Origin of the sequence: Sphingomonas oligophenolica, assembly GCF_039522915.1 — a bacterium.
GTDB classification, from domain to species: Bacteria; Pseudomonadota; Alphaproteobacteria; order Sphingomonadales; family Sphingomonadaceae; genus Sphingomonas; species Sphingomonas oligophenolica.
In genome coordinates this window covers 162,802-180,860 of record NZ_BAAAEH010000047.1, presented here as the reverse complement: position 1 = coordinate 180,860, position 18,059 = coordinate 162,802, and the positions used below count along the sequence as shown (strand labels likewise).

Annotated in this window: 14 protein-coding genes and 1 tRNA gene; 10 read left to right on the top strand and 5 right to left on the bottom strand. The window is 65.1% G+C overall.

The window, feature by feature from the left end; translation table 11 throughout:
• Window positions 1-2 precede the first annotated feature (2 nt).
• Window positions 3-1,046, top strand: coding sequence for a cell wall hydrolase (locus ABD050_RS22210; RefSeq protein WP_343891706.1), 1,044 nt, complete (start codon window positions 3-5; stop codon window positions 1,044-1,046).
• Window positions 1,047-1,049: 3 nt separating this feature from the next.
• Here ABD050_RS22210 and ABD050_RS22205 read toward each other — a convergent pair whose 3' ends face one another.
• On the bottom strand, window positions 1,050-2,963 hold the full coding sequence (locus ABD050_RS22205; protein WP_343891705.1) for a S9 family peptidase: 1,914 nt from the start codon (window positions 2,961-2,963) through the stop codon (window positions 1,050-1,052).
• Window positions 2,964-3,136: 173 nt separating this feature from the next.
• Between ABD050_RS22205 and ABD050_RS22200 the strand changes: the two genes are divergently transcribed.
• A complete protein-coding gene (locus ABD050_RS22200) occupies window positions 3,137-4,327 on the top strand; it encodes a Yip1 family protein (RefSeq protein ID WP_343891704.1) in 1,191 nt (396 codons plus the stop codon).
• A 393-nt stretch (window positions 4,328-4,720) separates the two neighbouring features.
• On the top strand, window positions 4,721-4,915 hold the full coding sequence (locus tag ABD050_RS22195) for a cupredoxin domain-containing protein (RefSeq protein ID WP_343891948.1): 195 nt from the start codon (window positions 4,721-4,723) through the stop codon (window positions 4,913-4,915).
• An 84-nt stretch (window positions 4,916-4,999) separates the two neighbouring features.
• Here ABD050_RS22195 and ABD050_RS22190 read toward each other — a convergent pair whose 3' ends face one another.
• Window positions 5,000-5,992, bottom strand: a complete 993-nt coding sequence (locus tag ABD050_RS22190) for a cupin domain-containing protein (protein WP_343891703.1) — start codon at window positions 5,990-5,992, stop codon at window positions 5,000-5,002.
• Between the two features lie 389 nt (window positions 5,993-6,381).
• Between ABD050_RS22190 and ABD050_RS22185 the strand changes: the two genes are divergently transcribed.
• From ABD050_RS22185 to ABD050_RS22175, 3 genes are read left to right on the top strand one after another with little or no spacing between them, the layout of a single operon-like run.
• Entirely contained in the window at window positions 6,382-7,584 is a 1,203-nt protein-coding gene (locus ABD050_RS22185) for an efflux RND transporter periplasmic adaptor subunit (protein ID WP_343891702.1), read from the top strand.
• A 4-nt stretch (window positions 7,585-7,588) separates the two neighbouring features.
• Entirely contained in the window at window positions 7,589-10,774 is a 3,186-nt protein-coding gene (locus ABD050_RS22180; protein WP_343891701.1) for an efflux RND transporter permease subunit, read from the top strand.
• Window positions 10,771-12,348, top strand: a complete 1,578-nt coding sequence (locus ABD050_RS22175; RefSeq protein WP_343891700.1) for an efflux transporter outer membrane subunit — start codon at window positions 10,771-10,773, stop codon at window positions 12,346-12,348. The genes ABD050_RS22180 and ABD050_RS22175 overlap by 4 nt, the downstream gene beginning before the upstream one ends.
• A gap of 29 nt (window positions 12,349-12,377) precedes the next feature.
• Here ABD050_RS22175 and ABD050_RS22170 read toward each other — a convergent pair whose 3' ends face one another.
• The 3 genes from ABD050_RS22170 to ABD050_RS22160 form a co-directional block, all read right to left on the bottom strand.
• A complete protein-coding gene (locus tag ABD050_RS22170; RefSeq protein ID WP_343891699.1) occupies window positions 12,378-12,701 on the bottom strand; it encodes a hypothetical protein in 324 nt (107 codons plus the stop codon).
• A 677-nt stretch (window positions 12,702-13,378) separates the two neighbouring features.
• Complete coding sequence (locus ABD050_RS22165; RefSeq protein ID WP_343891698.1) at window positions 13,379-13,975, bottom strand: cation efflux transmembrane domain-containing protein; 597 nt, start codon at window positions 13,973-13,975, stop codon at window positions 13,379-13,381.
• 134 nt (window positions 13,976-14,109) lie between these two features.
• Window positions 14,110-14,186: transfer RNA gene (locus ABD050_RS22160), tRNA-Pro, on the bottom strand.
• 510 nt (window positions 14,187-14,696) lie between these two features.
• Here ABD050_RS22160 and yajC point away from each other — a divergent pair.
• The 4 genes from yajC to ABD050_RS22140 are packed head-to-tail and all read left to right on the top strand — an operon-like array spanning window position 14,697 to window position 18,026.
• Entirely contained in the window at window positions 14,697-15,041 is a 345-nt protein-coding gene (gene yajC / locus ABD050_RS22155; RefSeq protein WP_343891697.1) for a preprotein translocase subunit YajC, read from the top strand.
• Between the two features lie 4 nt (window positions 15,042-15,045).
• Window positions 15,046-16,644: a protein translocase subunit SecD gene (secD, locus tag ABD050_RS22150; protein ID WP_343891696.1), complete on the top strand. Its 1,599-nt coding sequence runs from the start codon at window positions 15,046-15,048 to the stop codon at window positions 16,642-16,644.
• 14 nt (window positions 16,645-16,658) lie between these two features.
• Window positions 16,659-17,636, top strand: coding sequence for a protein translocase subunit SecF (gene secF / locus ABD050_RS22145; protein ID WP_343891695.1), 978 nt, complete (start codon window positions 16,659-16,661; stop codon window positions 17,634-17,636).
• Between the two features lie 24 nt (window positions 17,637-17,660).
• Window positions 17,661-18,026 carry an Mth938-like domain-containing protein gene (locus ABD050_RS22140; RefSeq protein ID WP_343891694.1) on the top strand — a complete coding sequence of 122 codons (366 nt, stop codon included), beginning with the start codon at window positions 17,661-17,663 and terminating at the stop codon, window positions 18,024-18,026.
• Window positions 18,027-18,059: the final 33 nt, after the last annotated feature.

The following is an 18,059-nucleotide window of genomic DNA, read 5'->3' as shown; positions in this document are numbered from 1 at the left end:
CGGTGTTCGAAACCCGCTATGAAACGCGCGTGAACTGGGGTGCGATCAGAAACTGGTTTCGGATACGGCGGCTGGGCAAGCTCGGTGTCGTCGGGATCGTCGCGCTCATCTGCGCAGGCGTTTCGGCACAGGGCGCGATCCGCGCGATCGTCGACCAGCAGGCCAAGGCGGCCCGCGCAGCGGCGAAGCCCACGGGCTATGAAGCCGAGGATCATTTCCCCGGCGCAGCCTATTTCTACGTGGCCGAGGAAAGCGCCGCCCCGGGCGCAGGCGCGACCGGGACGACCGCCCTACCCGACCTGCCGGTCCCGGCCCGGGCAGCTTCCCTCGCCACCGATGCCTCGATCCACCCGGCGCAGCCTTTTTCGACCGCGGCAGCAAGTGCGATCGATCGCGGCCGGGCACTGCAATGCCTTACCGCTGCGATCTATTATGAAGCGGCGACCGAGCCCGACGCGGGGCAGCAGGCGGTTGCCCAAGTGATCCTCAACCGAGTCCGTCATCCCGCTTTCCCGGCGACCGTGTGCGGCGTCGTCTACCAGGGCTCCGAGCGCACAACCGGCTGCCAGTTCAGCTTCGCCTGTGACGGCTCGATGGCGCGCATCCCCTCACGCGCTTACTGGATACGCGCGATGAAGGTCGCGGCGGCGGCACTGAACGGGCGGGTCTTCGCCCCAGTCGGCCTCGCCACGCATTACCACACCTATGCGGTTACCCCGTCCTGGAACAGGAGCCTGGTGATGACCGCAGCGATCGGCGCACATTTCTTCCATCGCTGGCAGGGCTGGTGGGGCACGCCTGCCGCCTTCAACCAGTCTTATGCCGGACGTGAGCCCGTCCCCGGCCCGCATGCCCGGCCCGCTTTGCCGTCGATCGCGATGGCCTCGGCGGATACTGCCATGCCGACACCGCGCACCGCCGCTACGGCGATCCAGCCGGCCTATGCCCAGAGCAGCATGCTCAAGCCCGCGATCGCGACGACGACCGACGGCGGAGAATCGCAGATTCTCGACCGCTGGAAGGACTCGGGCAAGCCGCTCCGCTGAGCCCTATTTCTTCTCGCCCAGATATTTGTCGAACCAGGCGATCGTCCGCCTGGTCACATCGGTCGCGTTGGCGGGATTGCGGATGCCATGGCCTTCTTCGGGGTAGATCACCAGGCTCGTGTCGACGCCCTGATCCTTCAACGCATGCCAATATTCGACTGACTGGGTCGGCGGCACCTCGATGTCGCGCTCGCCGACATAGATGAAGGTCGGCGTCTTCGCCTTTTTCATGAAATAGATCGCCGACACATCCTCATAGGCCTTGGGATCGTCGTACATCGTCTTGCCGAAAAAGGGCAGCATCCACTGGTCGATGCCGTTGGTGCCGTAATAGCTGATCCAGTTCGACAACCCGGCGCCAGCAACGATTGCCTTGAAGCGATTGGTCTGGGTGTTGGCCCACATCGCCATGAAGCCGCCATAGCTGCCGCCGGTCAGGCCGAGCCGAGCATCATCGACCGGCGCCACTTTCTCGACTGCATCGATGCCGGCCAGGATGTCGCGGAGGTCGCCGCCGCCGAAATCGCGCTTGTTGGCAGCGGTGAACGCTTCGCCCTGACCGTAGCTGCCACGCGGATTCGGGAAGAACACATAATAGCCAGCCTTGAGCAAGGCCGTGAAGGTTCCCCGCGACACATAGTTCGGCACGTTCGCCGCCGATGGGCCGCCATGGACGACGGTGATCATCGGCGCTTTCTTCGCCGGGTCCGCATCGGCCGGTGCGAGCAGCCAGCCCTGGACGCTATAGCCCTCGTTCCTCCAGGTCACGCTGGTCGCCTTGACCAGCGCCGGCTGGGCGTCGTTGTCGTGGGTGATCTGTACCGGCGCGTCCGTCGGCCCGGCAAAGATCGCCGGCGCATGAGTATAATCCTGGACGACCATCGCGACCGTCTTGCCATCGGCGCTGAAGACGGCATGGCCATCGCCCGCGCCGAAGCTCGCCGGGCGGCTCCAGCCAACGGCGCTCCCACGCGTTCCCGACGCGTTGAGCAGGCCGGCGCTATCGCCGCGCAGCACCGTCCCGCGTACGGAAGAACCCGGCCAGGCGATCGAGGTGACCGTGTAGTTGCTCTTGTCGGTCACGTCCCGCGGCGCACCGCCCGCGAACGGCACCGTCCACACATCGCCGCCGACCGAGCCGAAATCGCTCATCAGGCCGCCAATATAGGCAATTGTCTTCCCGTCAGGCGACACCCGCGGGAAATTGATCTGCGTCTTCGGCGCAGCAATATTGCGGACCGCGCCGGTCGCCGAGTCGATCGCGTCGAGCGTCGCCACCCACCAGTTATTGTCGCCATTGCCGAGCGCGGTCGTCGCCACGAAACCGGCGCCGTCCGGCGTCCAGTCATATTCATAGACATAGCGATCGGCGGGCGAAACCGGCTTCACCTCGGCCGCGGCAACCGGGCTGCCGGCGACATCGAACACGGCGATCCGCTGCTCGTCATTCTTCTCGCCGATCTCACCCACCTGGCGGACGCCGGCCTGGGTTGCCCCCGATTCCTTGGCCGCGCCGATCGTCACCAGCAGCGCAATCCGCTTGCCGTCGCGCGAGAAACGCGGAGTCTGGGCGACGCCCTCTATCGTCGCGATCGTCCGCTGCGCCTTGCCGTCGTCGAGCAGGAGGGTGACGGTCGCCGCTGCCCGATCGCGCTCGAGGAAAGCCAGGCTGCCATCGGCAGCGAAGCTGAGCCCGGAATAAGTGCATTTCGCACACGGATCGATCGTGCGGAGGATATGGCCCTCCTTCGCATCGCGCAGCGTGATCACGCCGTGCGGGTTCCCTTCACTGCTCTCGATCGTCGCGATCCGATCCCCTTTTTGCGAGAGCGCGAGCCCCGCATATTGGTGGAGCGGCGCAGCGAAGGCGGGGGTCGCAGCGGCGGCGAGCAGGGCTGCGGTCAGGGAAAGGCGCATCGGTTTCTCCGAGGGATCGATGCGGCGGGATAGCATGACAAGGCTGCCCGGCAATCGCGAACTATGATAAGGCCGTAGCGGGACAAACCCGGGCGCATGTCGCCTTGGTCCTATCCTTCGGGCGAGCCCGGTTTAGGTTGCCTGCTGCGGAGGGGAACAAGAGGGAGCTAGCCATGGCCACGCAATTACCGGGCGATCAATCCGCGGGCATGATCGATCGCATCAAGCGACTGCTGATTTCACCGACCCAGGAATGGCCGCTGATCGATGCCGAGCCGATGACGGTCAAGGGCATCTTCATGACCTGGGTCCTGCCGCTGGCGGCGATCGGACCCGTCGCGCATCTCATCGGCATGCTGGTGTTCGGGATCGGCTTTCTCGGCATCTCCTATCACCCGCCGATCGGCGTGGTGCTTGGCAGCGCGATCACCATGTATGTTCTGGCCCTGATCGGCACGTTCGTGATGGCGTTGGTCATCGATTGGCTCGCGCCCAATTTCGGCGCGACCAAGAATCCGGTTTCGGCGATGAAGGTGGTCGCCTTTTCGATGACGGCCGCGTGGATCGCCGGGATTTTCCAGATCATCCCCAATCTGGGCTGGCTCGGCCTGGTCGGACTCTACAGCCTCTATCTGCTCTGGATCGGGTTACCGCTGCTGATGAAGGCACCCGCCGACAAGGCCCCGGCTTATGTCATCGTTTCCATCCTCGTCTGCTGCGTCGCCATGGCAGTCGTCAATTTGGCGGCCTCGTCGATCAGCGGGACCTTTATCCGCCCGCCGCTCATCGCCGATTCAGGCAGCGTGAGCGGAGCCGTGACTGTACCCGGCGTCGGGTCGGTCGATCTCGGCAAGGCAAATGAGGCAGTCGCCGGACTGAAGGCGGCGACCGACAGGATGAAGGCCGATGCAGCAAACGGAACAAGCTCGGCCGTACCGGTCGCGGCATTGCAGGCGCTGCTGCCGGCATCGATCGGCGGTTTCACCCGGGGCGATGTCGAAACCCAGAGCGGCGGCATCGGCGGGATCAATGGCAGCCATGCCGAGGCACGCTATACCCAGGGGGATCAGAGCTTCCGCCTGTCGGTCGCCGATATGAGCGCTGCCGGCTCGATCATGTCGCTGGGCGGCGCGATGAACATGCAGTCGAGCAGACAGACAGCGACCGGCTATGAAAAGACCGAGATGGTCGGCGGCGCAATGGTCACCGAAAAATGGGACAATCAGTCACATTCCGGCAGCTACGGAACGATGGCGGCAAGCCGCTTCATGGTCTCCGCCGAAGGCAGTGCGCCTGACATTGCGACGCTGAAACAGGCGGTTGCGTCGATCGACACCGGCAGGCTGGCGGCGCTCGCCAAATAACGCTGCCCCGGATAGCGCGGACCCAGCCACCTGAACTTCGTTACGTTCCTGTCGAGGAGCAGGCATGACGAAGAAACGGTGCGTGGTGGTGACGGGTGGGGAATCGGGAATCGGGGGCGGCCTGTGCGGTCGCCTTCGGCGAGATCGGGGACGATGTCGCCATCCTGTTCCATAATGACCAAGCCGAATCAAAGGGCGTCGCTGCCGGGGTAATCGCCGCCGGCGGGCGAAGATCGTCCAGTGCGACGTGAGCGACGAAGCGTCGGTCGCAAGCGCCGTGGCGATCGAGGAGGCCGCGCGGGGCATCCGGGTCAACGCGATCCAGCCTGGCATGATCCTGACGCCGATGAACGAACGCGCGATGGACGATCCGGTATATCGAAAGCGCCTCGAGTGGCGTTCGGTGCGCCGCCGCCGGACCTGCACGTCGGCGACACGATCCTGTGGGTCAATCGCGATCTCTTCCGCCATACGGCCACGGCGCGCGACGGCGGGTTCGATCCCGACCTGTCGCCGGCCGGGACCGCCAGGCTGGTGCTGAAAAGCCTGGAGCTGTTTCCTTTTTCTGCAGGTTCCATCCCGGCATGAGGGGGCAGCTCGTGGTGGCGCGCTGATCCGGGGCAGGCCCTGCCCGCCGGTCGCCGGCGGGGCCTTTCCCTTCGGATCGTCCGCTTACTGACGACCGCCGGAATCCGCCGCGAAATCGTGCAGCCCGCGCGGGAAGGGGTTGATCGCGACCCGCGTGTCCATTTGCCCGACCGGCCCGCCGAAGCTCGCGCGGTGCCAGCGGCCCATTGCCGCGGTGACGATGTCGCCCGGGGCAGCGGTGAAGAAAGGCACGCCTTCGATCTGATAGTCGATATTGCCCTCCATCACGAACCAGAATTCAGTGAAGTCGACATGGAAATGGCCGAGATTGCTCGGCGGCGGCGTCGGCGTGCCCTTGCCGCGAATATTGTTCATGAAGAAATGGTCGCTGGCGATGAAGGCGCCCGCCCGCGCATCGGCGCCGATCACGTCCTTGTAATAATCGAGATAGGGCTTGTTGGCGCCGTCATAGGCGCCGTCCCCGCCCGACAGCACGACCTTGGTATAGGTGTAGCCCGGAATGTCCCTCGGCTTGGTCGGCGAGCTGGTGACTGGATAGATCGGCGTGTCATTGGCCTGATGGATCTCGAGCCAGAGCGCCGGGTCCGATCCCACCGTCTCCATGGTGAAGGGCAGGCGCAGCGGGATGTTGATCTCGAAGCCCTTCGAGGCGACGAACGGCTCCTGCCCCTTGATGCTGACCCGGACCTGGCCGCTCCAGACAATCATGCCGACCCGGTTGTCGGGATACAGCACCTCGACCGTCTTTCCGCCCGGCGCGAGCTGATGCCAGTCGGCGGCGAGATCCTTGTTGCGCACCACCGGCTGAATCCAGTTCGGCTGCCCCCTGTGCAGCGCGAGCACGTCGGCGAATTTCCACAGCGGCTTGTTGGGCGCGACATAGGCATCGACCGGATTTTTCTTGGGCGACCAGCCGAAGAGCAGCGGCGGTCGTTCGCGCGCCGGGCCGGGCATCGGCATTGCCTGCGCCGGCGCTGCCTGCGCGAAGCCCGGTGACCCGATCGACACGGCGGCCGCGAACATGCTCACGCTCACCAGGGCTTTCATGAGATGCATTTCAGTTCTCTCCTCCTAAGGGGCCCGGCATTTGCCGGATTGTCCCCGCTATTCCTGCTTCACCGGTCTTTGCCGGCCGCGATGCGCAGCTCTCGAAACCATCTATATCAAATATAGGATATAGGAAAAGCAAATTTGAACCGCTGTCATGACCGATGATTCCGGACGAATTTTGTCGATCCCAAGTAGCAAGGCTGTTTCACGAGGAAAGAAATTATCACGAAATTTTATTGGTTTAACGAAACATCCCGCGCGGGAGCCGAGAACCACCCTTGCAAAGACTCCTCGACGCTCGCACTTGACGGGCTGAATGACGCACGCCGGGCGAACGACCCAGGGCCATTCGAGGGGACGCCCGAGAGCACTGGCGCAAACTTGGGAAGCCGCTGATGCCGACTGCCTTTTTTCCTTCGCGCCTTCTCCTGATCGCCGGTACGGCGCTGGCGCTATCGAGCTGCTCGGGTGCTCCGAAGCCGCAGCCGCCACTGCCCCAGGTCACCGTCGCTCTTCCGTTGCAGCGCGACGTCGTCGACTGGGACGAATATGTCGGCCGATTCGAGGCGATCCAGGACGTGGAATTGCGCCCCCGGGTCTCCGGCACGATTGATCGAATCCTCTTCGCGAATGGCCAGCATGTCCACCAGGGCGAAGCCCTCTTCATCATCGATCCGCGCCCCTATGCCGCCGCCCTCGCCCAGGCCCAGGCGCAGTCCGCCAAGGCAAACGCGTCGCTGATCAACGCCCGCTCCGAGCTCGCCCGCGCCGAAAAGCTGCTCGCCGCCCAGGCGATCAGCAAGGAGGAGGAGGAAACCAAGCAGGCCACCGTCCGCACCGCCGCCGCCGATCTCGCCGCCGCCCAGGCCAATGTCGCCACCGCACGGCTCAATCTCGGCTTCACCACGGTGCGCTCGCCGATCACCGGCCTCGTTTCGGATCGCCGGGTCAGCAAGGGCAATTTCGCGACGGAGGGCACGACTATCCTCACCCGGGTCGTCTCGACGGATCCGATCTGGTTCTCGTTCGAGGGCGCCGAAAGCTTCTACCTCAAATATCTCCGCCAGGATCGGAAGGGCGAGCGCGGCTCCTCGCGCAACACGCCCAACCCGGTCCAGGTCCAGCTCGCCGATGAGAGCGGCTATCGCTGGCACGGCCGGATGGAGTTCGTCGACAATGCGATCGACACCAATTCGGGCACGATCCGCGCCCATGCCGTCATCGCCAATCCGGACGGTTTCCTGACCCCCGGCCTGTTCGGCCGCGCGCGCCTGCTCGGCTCGGGCCATTATCATGCGATGCTCGTCCCCGACGAAGCGATCATCACCGACCAGACCCGCAAGCTCGTCTATGTCGTCGGCAAGGACGGCAAGGCGACCCCGCGTCCGGTCGAGACCGGCCCCCAGGTCGAAGGTCTTCGAGTCATCAGGACCGGCCTCGCCCCGACCGAGCAAGTGGTGATCGAAGGCATCACCACGCTTCAGCCCGGCATGGCGGTCAAAGCCAATCTGGTGACGATGAAGCCCCGCGCCGCCGACACGTCGCCGACCTCGCAGCCCGACAGCGCGCCGCCGGCCTCCGAAGCGACAGCGAACTGATCCCGTGAAGTTCCCGCATTTCTTCATCGAACGGCCGATCTTCGCGGCAGTGCTCTCGGTCCTGATCGTGGTGTTCGGGATCGTCGCCTATCCGTCGCTCCCGGTCGCGCAATATCCCGAGATCGCGCCGCCGACCGTCGTTGTCAGCGCGACCTATCCCGGCGCCACCGCCGAGACCCTCGCCGAGACAGTCGCAGCGCCGCTCGAGGAATCGATCAACGGCGTCGAGAACATGATCTACATGTCCTCCTCCTCGACCGGCGACGGGGTTATCGCGATCACCGTGACGTTCAAGCAGGGCGTCAATGTCGACCAGGCGCAGGTGCTGGTGCAGAACCGGGTCGCCACCGCTGAGCCCCGTTTGCCCGACCAGGTTCGCCAGATCGGCGTGACGGTGCGCAAGAATTCACCCGACATCCTGATGGTGATCGCGCTGACCTCGCCCGACGGATCGCTGTCAGAGCAATATGTGTCGAACTATGCGACGACGCAGGTGATCGACCGGCTCCTCCGCATCCCCGGCGTCGGCGGCGTCCGCAGCTTTGGCGGGCGCGATTACAATATGCGGGTCTGGATCGATCCCGATCGCGCCGCTTCCCGCAATTTGACGGTCGACGAGATCGTCACCGCGATCCGCGGCCAGAACGCTCAGATCGCGGTCGGCTCGGTCGGGCAGCCGCCGTTCAACCAGGGCGGTACTGCCTTCCAGCTCGGCATCCAGACCGAGGGCCGGCTCACCACGACCGACCAGTTCGGCGAGATCATCGTCAAACGCGACACCGAGGGCCGGTTGACCCGCCTCCGGGACGTCGCGCGGATCGAGCTCGGCGCGCAGGATTACGGGATCAATGCGCAGCTGAGCGGCAAGCCGATGACGGCGATCGGCATCACCCAGCTGCCGGGATCGAACGCGCTCACCACAGCAGACGCGGTCCGCGCCGAAATCGCCAATGCGGCAAAGAGCTTCCCGCCTGGGATGACCTACAGCATTCCCTATAACCCGACTGAATATATCCAGGCATCGATCGAGGCAGTCTATCACACGCTGTTCGAGGCGATCATCCTGGTCGCCCTGGTCGTGCTGCTCTTCCTGCAGAGCTGGCGCGCTGCGTTGATCCCGATCGTCGCCATCCCGGTCGCTTTGGTCGGCTCGCTGGCGATGCTCGCCGCGTTCGGCTTCTCGCTCAACAACCTGTCGCTGTTCGGCATGGTGCTCGCGGTGGGTATCGTCGTCGACGACGCGATCGTCGTGGTCGAGAATATCGAGCGGCTGATGGAGGAAAAGGGGCTCACCCCCCGTCAGGCGGCGCATGAAACGATGGACGAAGTCTCCGGCGCGCTGGTCGCGATCGCCCTGGTGCTGTGCGGCGTGTTCATCCCGACCAGCTTCATCCCGGGCATCTCGGGGCAATTCTACCAGCAGTTCGCGCTGACGATCGTGTCGGCCGCGGTCATTTCCGCCTTCGTTTCGCTGACCCTGTCGCCGGCGCTTGCCGCGTTGATCCTCAAGCCGAAGAGCCACGATGCCGAACCGCGCCCTGGCATCCTCCACGCACCGGCCCGCTTCGCGCGCTGGTTCAATGACGGCTTTGCCGGCCTCGGGCGCCGCTTCGGCAAATATACCGCCCGCGCCGTCCGAGCCCTTGCGCTGGTCGGCATCGTCTATGCCTGCCTGATCGGCCTCGCCGGCTGGCGCTTCACTGCGACCCCGACCGGTTTCATCCCGGCGCAGGACCAGGGCTATCTGATCGCTGTGATCCAGATGCCGCCCGGCTCCTCGCTGCAGCGCACGACCGAGATCATGGGGCGCGCGACCAAGATCGCGCTCGCCAACAAGGCGACCCTTGCGACGGTCGCCTTTGCCGGGCTCGACGGTGCGACTTTCTCGACCGCACCCAATGCCGGCGCGATGTTCGTGCCGCTGAAGGCATTCGGCGACCGCGAAAATGCCGACCTCGTCGCGAACGAGCTGCGCAAGGCGTTCGGGGCGATCAATGGCGGCAACATCCTCGTCGTGCCCCCACCCCCGGTGCGCGGCATCGGCACCGGCGGCGGCTGGAAGATGATGATCGAGGACCGCACCAATCTCGGGCTGAAAGCGCTCGAGGGCGCTGCCTTCCAGATGATGATGAAGGCGAATCAGACGCCCGGGATCACGAGCGCCTTCACCACCTTCAACACGCGCACGCCGCGCCTGTTCGCCGATATCGACCGCGAGCGCGCCGAGCAGCTCGGCGTGCCGGTGGAAAATGTCTTTTCGACGCTCGGTACCTATCTCGGCTCGACCTATGTCAATGATTTCAACTTTCTCGGCCGCACCTTCCGGGTCACCGCCCAGGCCGATGCCCCCTATCGCGACCAGATTTCCGATGTCGGCCATCTGCGCACCCGCTCGGCATCGGGCCAGATGGTGCCGCTCGACGCGGTGATGACGCTGAAGAACGACAGCGGACCCTACCGGGTGGTGCGCTATAATCTTTATCCTTCGGCCGAATTCCAGGGAGACACGGTACGCGGCTTCTCGTCGGGCCAGTCGCTCACCGCGATGGCCAAGCTTGCCAGCGAAACCCTGCCCAAGGGCATGACTTTCGAATGGACCGAGCTCGCCTTCCAGCAGCAACAAGCGGGCAACACGGCAGGGCTCGTTTTCGGGCTTGCCGTGCTGTTCGTCTTCCTGCTGCTCGCGGCGAACTATGAAAGCCTGGTGCTGCCGCTCGCGGTCATCCTGATCGTGCCGATGTGCCTGCTCGCAGCCATTCTCGGCGTGAACCTGACTGGCGGGGACAATAATATCCTCACGCAAATCGGGCTCGTCGTGCTGATCGGCCTTGCCGCGAAGAACGCGATTCTGATCGTCGAGTTTGCGCGGCAGAATGAGGATGCCGGCATGGAAATGCACGCAGCCGCCGAGCACGCCGCCGAGCAGCGCCTCCGCCCGATCGTGATGACCTCGATCGCCTTCATCCTCGGCGTGCTGCCGCTGGTGATCGGCACCGGCCCGGGCGCCGAGATGCGCAAGGCGCTCGGCGTCGCCGTGTTCTTCGGGATGATCGGCGTGACCAGCTTCGGCCTGCTCTTCACCCCGAGCTTCTATGTGATCAGCCGCAAGTTCGGCGACTGGGTGAGCGAGAAATGGCGGCGCGGAAAGTCGGCGCCGCCGCTCGCCGCGCCTGAAGGGGAACCGGCATGATTCGGCTCCCTGGCTCCTTGCCTTCCCTACTCTTCTTCCCCGGCGTAGGCCGGGGCCCAGTTTGGAAGGTCTCTCGATCGATCGCTGAGGTTCGCCCGACTGGGCCCCGGCCCTCGCCGGGGAAGAAGCTGATTTCGGCCAGGCGCCTGACACTGGGATTAATCCCCCTTGCCCTCTCCGCCTGCACCGTCGGCCCCAACTACACTCGTCCCGCCACCCCCTCGGTCGCCACCGGCAATTTCGCCGAAACCGCGAATACCGCCGCCGCTGCCGCAACCCCGCTCCCCGATCATTGGTGGCGCCTCTACAACGATCCGGTTCTCGACCGGCTCGTCGCTGACGCGCTCGCCCACAACACCGATATCCGCACCGCTGCCGCCAATCTCGCCCGCGCCCGCGCTGTGCTCTCGGAGCAGCGCGGCCAGCGGCTGCCCAGCACCGATCTCAGCGCCGGCTATACCCGCAGCCGCACCTCGGCGACGACCAGTGCGACCGGGTCAGCCTTCGAATCCGACTTCTTTCAGCTCGGCTTCGACGCTTCCTATGAAGTCGATCTGTTCGGCGGCGTCACCCGCGCGATCGAGGCCGCCCGCGGCGACCGGGATGCTGCCGCCGCCGAGCTCGACTCGGCCAGGGTTTCGGTCGCGGCCGAGACCGCGCGCGCTTATGCCAGCGCCTGCTCCAACGCGGCCCAGCGTGCCGTCGCGATCGAGACGGTCACGCTGCAGCAAGAGACGCTCGACCTCACCAACACCCTGTTTACCGCGGGCCGCGGCACCCGCCGCGACGTGCAGCGCGCCGATGTGCTGCTCGCCAACACCCAGGCGCAAATTCCCGCCTTCGAGGCGGAGCGCCGCGCATCGCTTTATGCGCTTGCCGTCCTGACCGGCCACGCGCCCGAAGCGATCGATGCCGATGCGGACAAATGCACCGCCCCGCCGCGCGTCGCCGCCACCATGCCGGTCGGCGACGGCGCTGCGCTGCTCGCCCGCCGCCCCGATGTCCGCGCTGCCGAACGCACCCTGGCGGCCGACACGGCGCGAGTCGGCGTCGCGACCGCCGCCCTTTATCCCTCGATCCAGCTTCTCGGCTCGATCGGCCTCGGCGCGCCAAAGGCAGGCGATGTGTTCAAGTCGCCAAGCCTGTCCTGGTCGATCGGGCCGCTGATCTCGTGGAATTTCCCCAACCAGACCATCGCCCGCGCCAAGGTCCGTGAGGCCCGCGCCGGCGCGGACGCATCGCTCGCCCGCTTCGACGGCACGGTGCTGACCGCGCTCAAGGAAGTCGAGCAGGCACTGGCACGCTATGCCGGTGCACTCGACCGCAACGCAGCGCTCCGCCGCGCCGAGGCTTCGAGCACCGACGCGGCAAAGCTCTCCAAACTGCGCTTCGATTACGGCGCGGACAGCTTCCTGCTGCTGATCGAAGCTGAACGCGACCGGGCCGACGCCCGCGCCGCGCTTGCCGCGTCGGACGCTGCGGTGGCCGATGCGCAGGTCAGTCTGTTCAAGGCGCTGGGCGGCGGCTGGGAGGGCGCGCCGACGCCGGAGCGGCGCGATCCCGCCATTCCCTGAGGCCGGCTCGCCCTCCAAAGGGGGAGCCTTTACGGCATCGATTCCCTGTCGTTCAGCCGCCCATGATGCGCGGCGAGATCCGTCACTATGTCGGACTGAATGAAGAGGACGGGGCAGCAATCTCCGTTCACGACCACTACCCGGAACGGCAGCGCGCGGCCGAACAGCGCGGCCCGGCGCCGCGGCGGAAGCGCGTTCAGGACCCGCGGCGCCCCTCCCGCGACGATTTCCGCCCATTCGGCCTGGGTCGCGGCAAGTTCCCAGAGATGGAGGAAATAGACAGGCATCGGCGATCCCGGTTGCGCAACCGCGGCCGGGGAGCGCAGTTCATATTGCCCCGGATCATCCCTCATCAAGCCCCCGCTGACGATCTGTAGCGATTGCGCCGCACGCGGCAAGGCGCACGAGGTTGAAGCAGGCCGGAAACGAGGATTTCCCAAATGGGCGCGGAGAAGTGGCGGCGGCCTTTTGGGGGGAATCAATCGACCGCCGCCTCGTCTGATGACAACACAGACACGCGCATCCTCGATCCCGAGGGGGGTGGGGTCTGAAGCTGCGCCCCCCCTTCTTATCAACGACTTGTTTACAATTCGTTGATCATGTTTTCGGCAAGGCACCCAGGCCACGCAGGCGCGGGCGTGATAAGCGGCCGCCATACTCGGCGCGCGGCTGTCTTGCGGGATATTCACTGCTTCACCGCGGCTCATGTCACCGCCTTTCGGCGCGACGTAGATCGGGTCTCGCAGGAAGGGTGGCGACGGTCGATGGGGGGGATTATCGACCGTCGCCCAGTCTGTCGAACGATACAGACGCGCGCAGCCTCGACCTCGGGGGGCGAGGCCAGGACTGTGCTCCCCCTTCTAGGAGAAGACCTGTTGCGAAGTCCTTTGGCCACTGCATCGGGAAAATACCTATACCGGGGGTGAAACAAAGCTCCCGGGACCTTCGGTAGGCCACTCCCAGGTTGTTTCTTCCTGTCTCGGCCCGGCGCGAAGTGTCGCTGCGACGGAGCGGCGAAATCCGACCGGCCCTAAGCCGCCGCACTATGTTCCTCGCGCGCCGCTTGCCACACTTCACGCGCGGCATCGGCATTCATCACCCCGATAGCGAGGCCGACGATGATATCGGGCCATGCCGAACGCCAGGCAAAGGCGGTAACCAGCCCCGCCGCGATGATCGCAACATTGGCAAAGGCGTCGTTGCGCGCTGACAGGAACGCGGCGCGCGTAAGGCTTCCACTGCGATGGCGGTGCCGCGCCAGCAGGAATGCGCAAAACAGGTTGATGGCGAGCGCCCCTGTTCCGGTGATCGACAAGGCGAACGGGGCCGGCGGCACGGGCAGATTGACCTTCGTCCATGCCGTCCAGAGCGTCGCCAGGCCCGGAACCAGCAGGATCGCCGCAAGCACCATGCCCACCCGCGCCCGGTTCCTCGCACTCCACCCAAGCGCGGTGAGGATCAGGATATTCACCAGCGAATCTTCGAGGAAATCGACGCTGTCCGCGAACAGCGACACGGATCCGATATCCAGCGCAACAGCGAACTCGATGCCGAAATAGGCAAGGTTGAGCATCGCGACCCATAGGACGGCGCGCCGCAACAGGTCGTCGGAGGTGTCGGATTTCATTGCCGGTTCGTAGCGCGGCTCGCTCGGGGGAGAAAGTGGCACCCGGTCGCCGGGGGCCACGCGCGGTTTCCCCCCGTTCGCTCCGCTCATCGACGCCGCCAACGGAGCAGTGGCTGTAACGCTGCGGAAATTCTTGGTCGGGGCGACAGGATTCGAACCTGCGACCCCCACACCCCCAGTGTGATGCGCTACCAGGCTGCGCTACGCCCCGACCGAGGGTGGGGCACATATGCGCGTGGCGCGCGCGATGCAAGCGCCGTGGCGCGGGTGCGCAATGTTCGGTCTGCTCGAGGCCAGCATACCCCATTCGATCAAGATTCCGGTTCCGGATCGCGGGGCTCCTCTGTCCAGCCTCCATTGGCGCAACGCGCAGTGCGGACGGCCGTCAGGCCAGGGCGAACCGAAAGGAGGCCGTTTCGCTTCAACTTTCTCATAATTATTTGATTATAAATACTTATTATTGGTCATGCCGTCCGCGCAAAATGTCAGCAACCCTCATGACATTCCTGACGATATCGTCTGATTCAACCCCAACCGCCGCGCCGCTACACAAGCTCATGCCAATCCGGAGGAGACCGCAGATCCCCGCCCTCGCAAGCGCCCCGCACCCAAGCGATTGTTGCGCGTCCACCGGACAAGTGATAGCGCGCGGCCCTTGTAGAAATGGGCCGTACCGGTCCCGCCACCCCAAGCCATTTTTGGCCAAGCCATTCAGGATGCCATGTTCGCAACCATCGCCCTTGCCGCAGCCACCGCCGGCACCGCCCCCGGGGCCGGGCTGTCCGCCACGCTGAACTTCTTTCTTCCGATGATCGCCGTGGCGTTCGTCGGCTATTTTCTCCTGTGGCGGCCTCAGAACCAGCGCATGAAAGCGCATCAGGCGAGGATCGATTCAGTCAAGAAGGGCGATTCGGTCGTCACGGCGGGCGGCATCGCCGGTAAGGTGACCAAGGTCGACGACCGGTTCGTCGAGGTCGAGATCGCCCCCACCGTCAAGGTGCGCGTGGTCAAGTCGACTCTCGCCGAGGTGACCGCCCCGGGCACCACCAAGCCGGCGAACGATTAGTCCCATGCTCGATTTCCCGCGTTGGAAGGTCGTCTCGATCCTGGTGCTGATCGCCGCGCTGATGACGCTGGCGATCCCCAGCTTCTTCCCCGAGAGCCAGACCAAGCAATGGGGTTGGATTCCGCACCCCCGGATCAATCTCGGCCTCGATCTCGCCGGCGGCAGCTATCTGCTGCTCGAAGCCGACACCAACGATCTCGCCAATTCGCGGCTCGATTCGATGAAGGGTCAGATCGCGGCCGAGATGAAGCGCGGCAATCCCAAGATCGAGATCGGCGACATCTCGAGCGAAGGCGGCAAGCTCAGCTTCTTCGTGCGCGACGTGACCCAGGTCGATGCTGCGCGCGAGCGGCTGCTGCCGATCACCGGCAGCGGCGTCGGCCTGACCGGCAAGCGCGTCTGGGATATCAGCGTCGTTGACGGGAGCCGCTTCGTCGTCGCGCCGACCCAGGCCGGCCTCAACCAGGCGGTCAGCACCGCCATGGACGCAGCGACCGACGTCATCCGCCGCCGCATCGACAAGCTCGGCACGCGCGAGCCGACCATCGTGCGGCAGGGCGACAGCCGGATCGTCGTTCAGGTGCCGGGCTTGCAGGACCCGACCGCCCTGAAGAAGCTGCTCGGCGAAACTGCCAAGCTCGAATTCAAGATGGTCGACGATACCGTCCTGACCCCCGACCAGATCAAGAGCGGAATCACCCCGCTCGGCACCCAGCTGCTTCCCTATGTCGAAGGCGGCGGGACGATCCTGGTCAAGCGGCCGGCGATCCTGACCGGCGAGCAGCTTGTCTCGGCAAGCCAGGGCTTCAAGCAGGAAGACAACCGCCCGATCGTCAATTTCACGTTCGACAGCCAGGGCGGCAAGAAATTCGCCCGGATCACCCAGGAATATACCGGCAAGCGTTTCGCCGTGGTGCTTGACGGCAAGGTGATCTCGGCGCCGACGATCAACACGCCGATCCTCGGCGGCAGCGGCTATATCGAGGGCAATTTCACCGTCCAGTCAGCCGCCGATCTCGCCATCCAGCTCAACTCGGGCGCGCTCCCCGTCGCGCTGAAGGTGATCGAGGAGCGCACCGTCGGTCCCGAACTTGGCGCTGATTCGATCCATGCCGGCATCACTGCGTCGGCGATCGCGGTCGTGCTGGTGATCGCCTTCATGTTCGTGACCTATGGCCGGTTCGGCATCTATGCGAACTATGCGGTGGTGATCAACGTGGTGGTCATCATGGGCGTGCTCGCGCTGCTGAACGGCACGCTCACCCTGCCGGGCATCGCCGGCTTCGTGCTGACCATCGGCACCGCGGTCGATGCGAACGTGCTGATCAACGAGCGGATCCGCGAAGAGCAAAGGCGCGGCCGCACCGTGATCCAGTCGGTCGAGCTCGGCTACAAGGAAGCGAGCCGCACCATCTTCGAGGCCAACGTGACTCACGCCATCTCGGCGGTCATCATGCTGCTGCTCGGCTCCGGGCCGGTGAAGGGCTTCGCCGTGGTGCTGCTGATCGGCATCGTGACATCGGTGTTCACCGCCGTGGTCTTCACCCGCATGCTGGTCGTGCTCTGGGTCCGCCGTACGCGCCCCACCCACCTCAATATCTGATCGGCGGACAGCATATGCGTCTCCTGAAAATCGTTCCCGACAACACGAACCTCCCGTTCGTCTCGCTGCGCAAATGGGCGTTCGCGCTGACCATGCTGCTGTCCATCGCCGCCATCGCCCTGGTGTTCACGCAGCGCCTCAATCTCGGCGTCGATTTCGTCGGCGGGCTGATGATCGAGGAGAAGTTCTCGAGCCCGCCATCGACCGACAAATTGCGCCAGGCGGTCGACCGGCTCAACCTCGGCGAAGCACGCCTGCAGACCGTGGGGACCGACGGCAAGACCATCTCGATCAAGCTGCCGCCGCCCAAGAGCAATGAGAAGGACGCGACCAACAAGGTGGTCCAGGCAGTTCAGGTGGCCGTCAACAAGGTCTATCCCGACGCGACATTCTCCAAGCAGGATGCGGTCAGCGGCAAGGTTTCGGGCGAGCTGATCCAGAACGGCATTCTGGCGGTGGTGCTGGCGGTGCTCGGCATCGGCCTGTTCGCGATCGTCCGCTTCGAATGGCAATTCGGCGTCTCCACCGTGGTCGCGATCGTGCACGACGTGCTGATGACGCTCGGATTCTTCGCGCTGACCCAGCTCGAATTCGATCTCAACATCGTCGCTGCGGTGCTGACCATCATCGGCTATTCGATCAACGACAAGATCGTGATCGACGACCGTATCCGCGAGAATATGCGCCGCTACCGCAAGATGGAGATGCCGCAGATCATCGATCTTTCGGTCAACGAGACGCTTCCCCGCACGGTCATGACCTCGCTGACGATCCTGCTCGCGCTGTTCGCGTTGCTGATCTTCGGCGGGCATGTGCTGCGCGCCTTTACGGCGGCGATGATCCTCGGCGTGTTCGTCGGCACCTATTCGTCTATCTATGTGTCGTCGTCGCTGCTGATCTCCCTCGGCCTGCGCGCCGAGCCGAAGGGGGAAGCGACGGCCACCGCAGCCGCCGCGAAGGCCGAACGGGTGGCGTTCAAGGACATCCCGTAAAGAGCGCGCGGACCGATCGTGAGGATGGACAAGAACCAGCTGACCGACGGCCCGATCATCTCGGGCTTTTCCGGCGGCGGGTTCAAGGTCGATGACGGCGTCTACCGCGCCCTGCTGATCACCCCGCAGCGGGCCGATGGCTGGTCCCCGCCGCCCATTGCCGCGCTCGGCGCGGACGATGTGGCGCCGCTGTTCGCGCTCGATCCGCTCCCCGAATTCCTGCTGCTCGGCACCGGCCCGCTGCTGGTCCGCCCGCCCCTGCCTTTCGTCCGCGCGATCGAGGCTCGCGGGCTCGGCATCGAGGCAATGGACAGCCGTGCTGCGGCGCGCGCCTGGGCAGTGCTGCGCGGTGAGGGCCGCTGGATCGCCGCCGCGCTCTATCCGCTTTGACCGCCAGGGGGCGCGGGCCTATCATGCCATCGG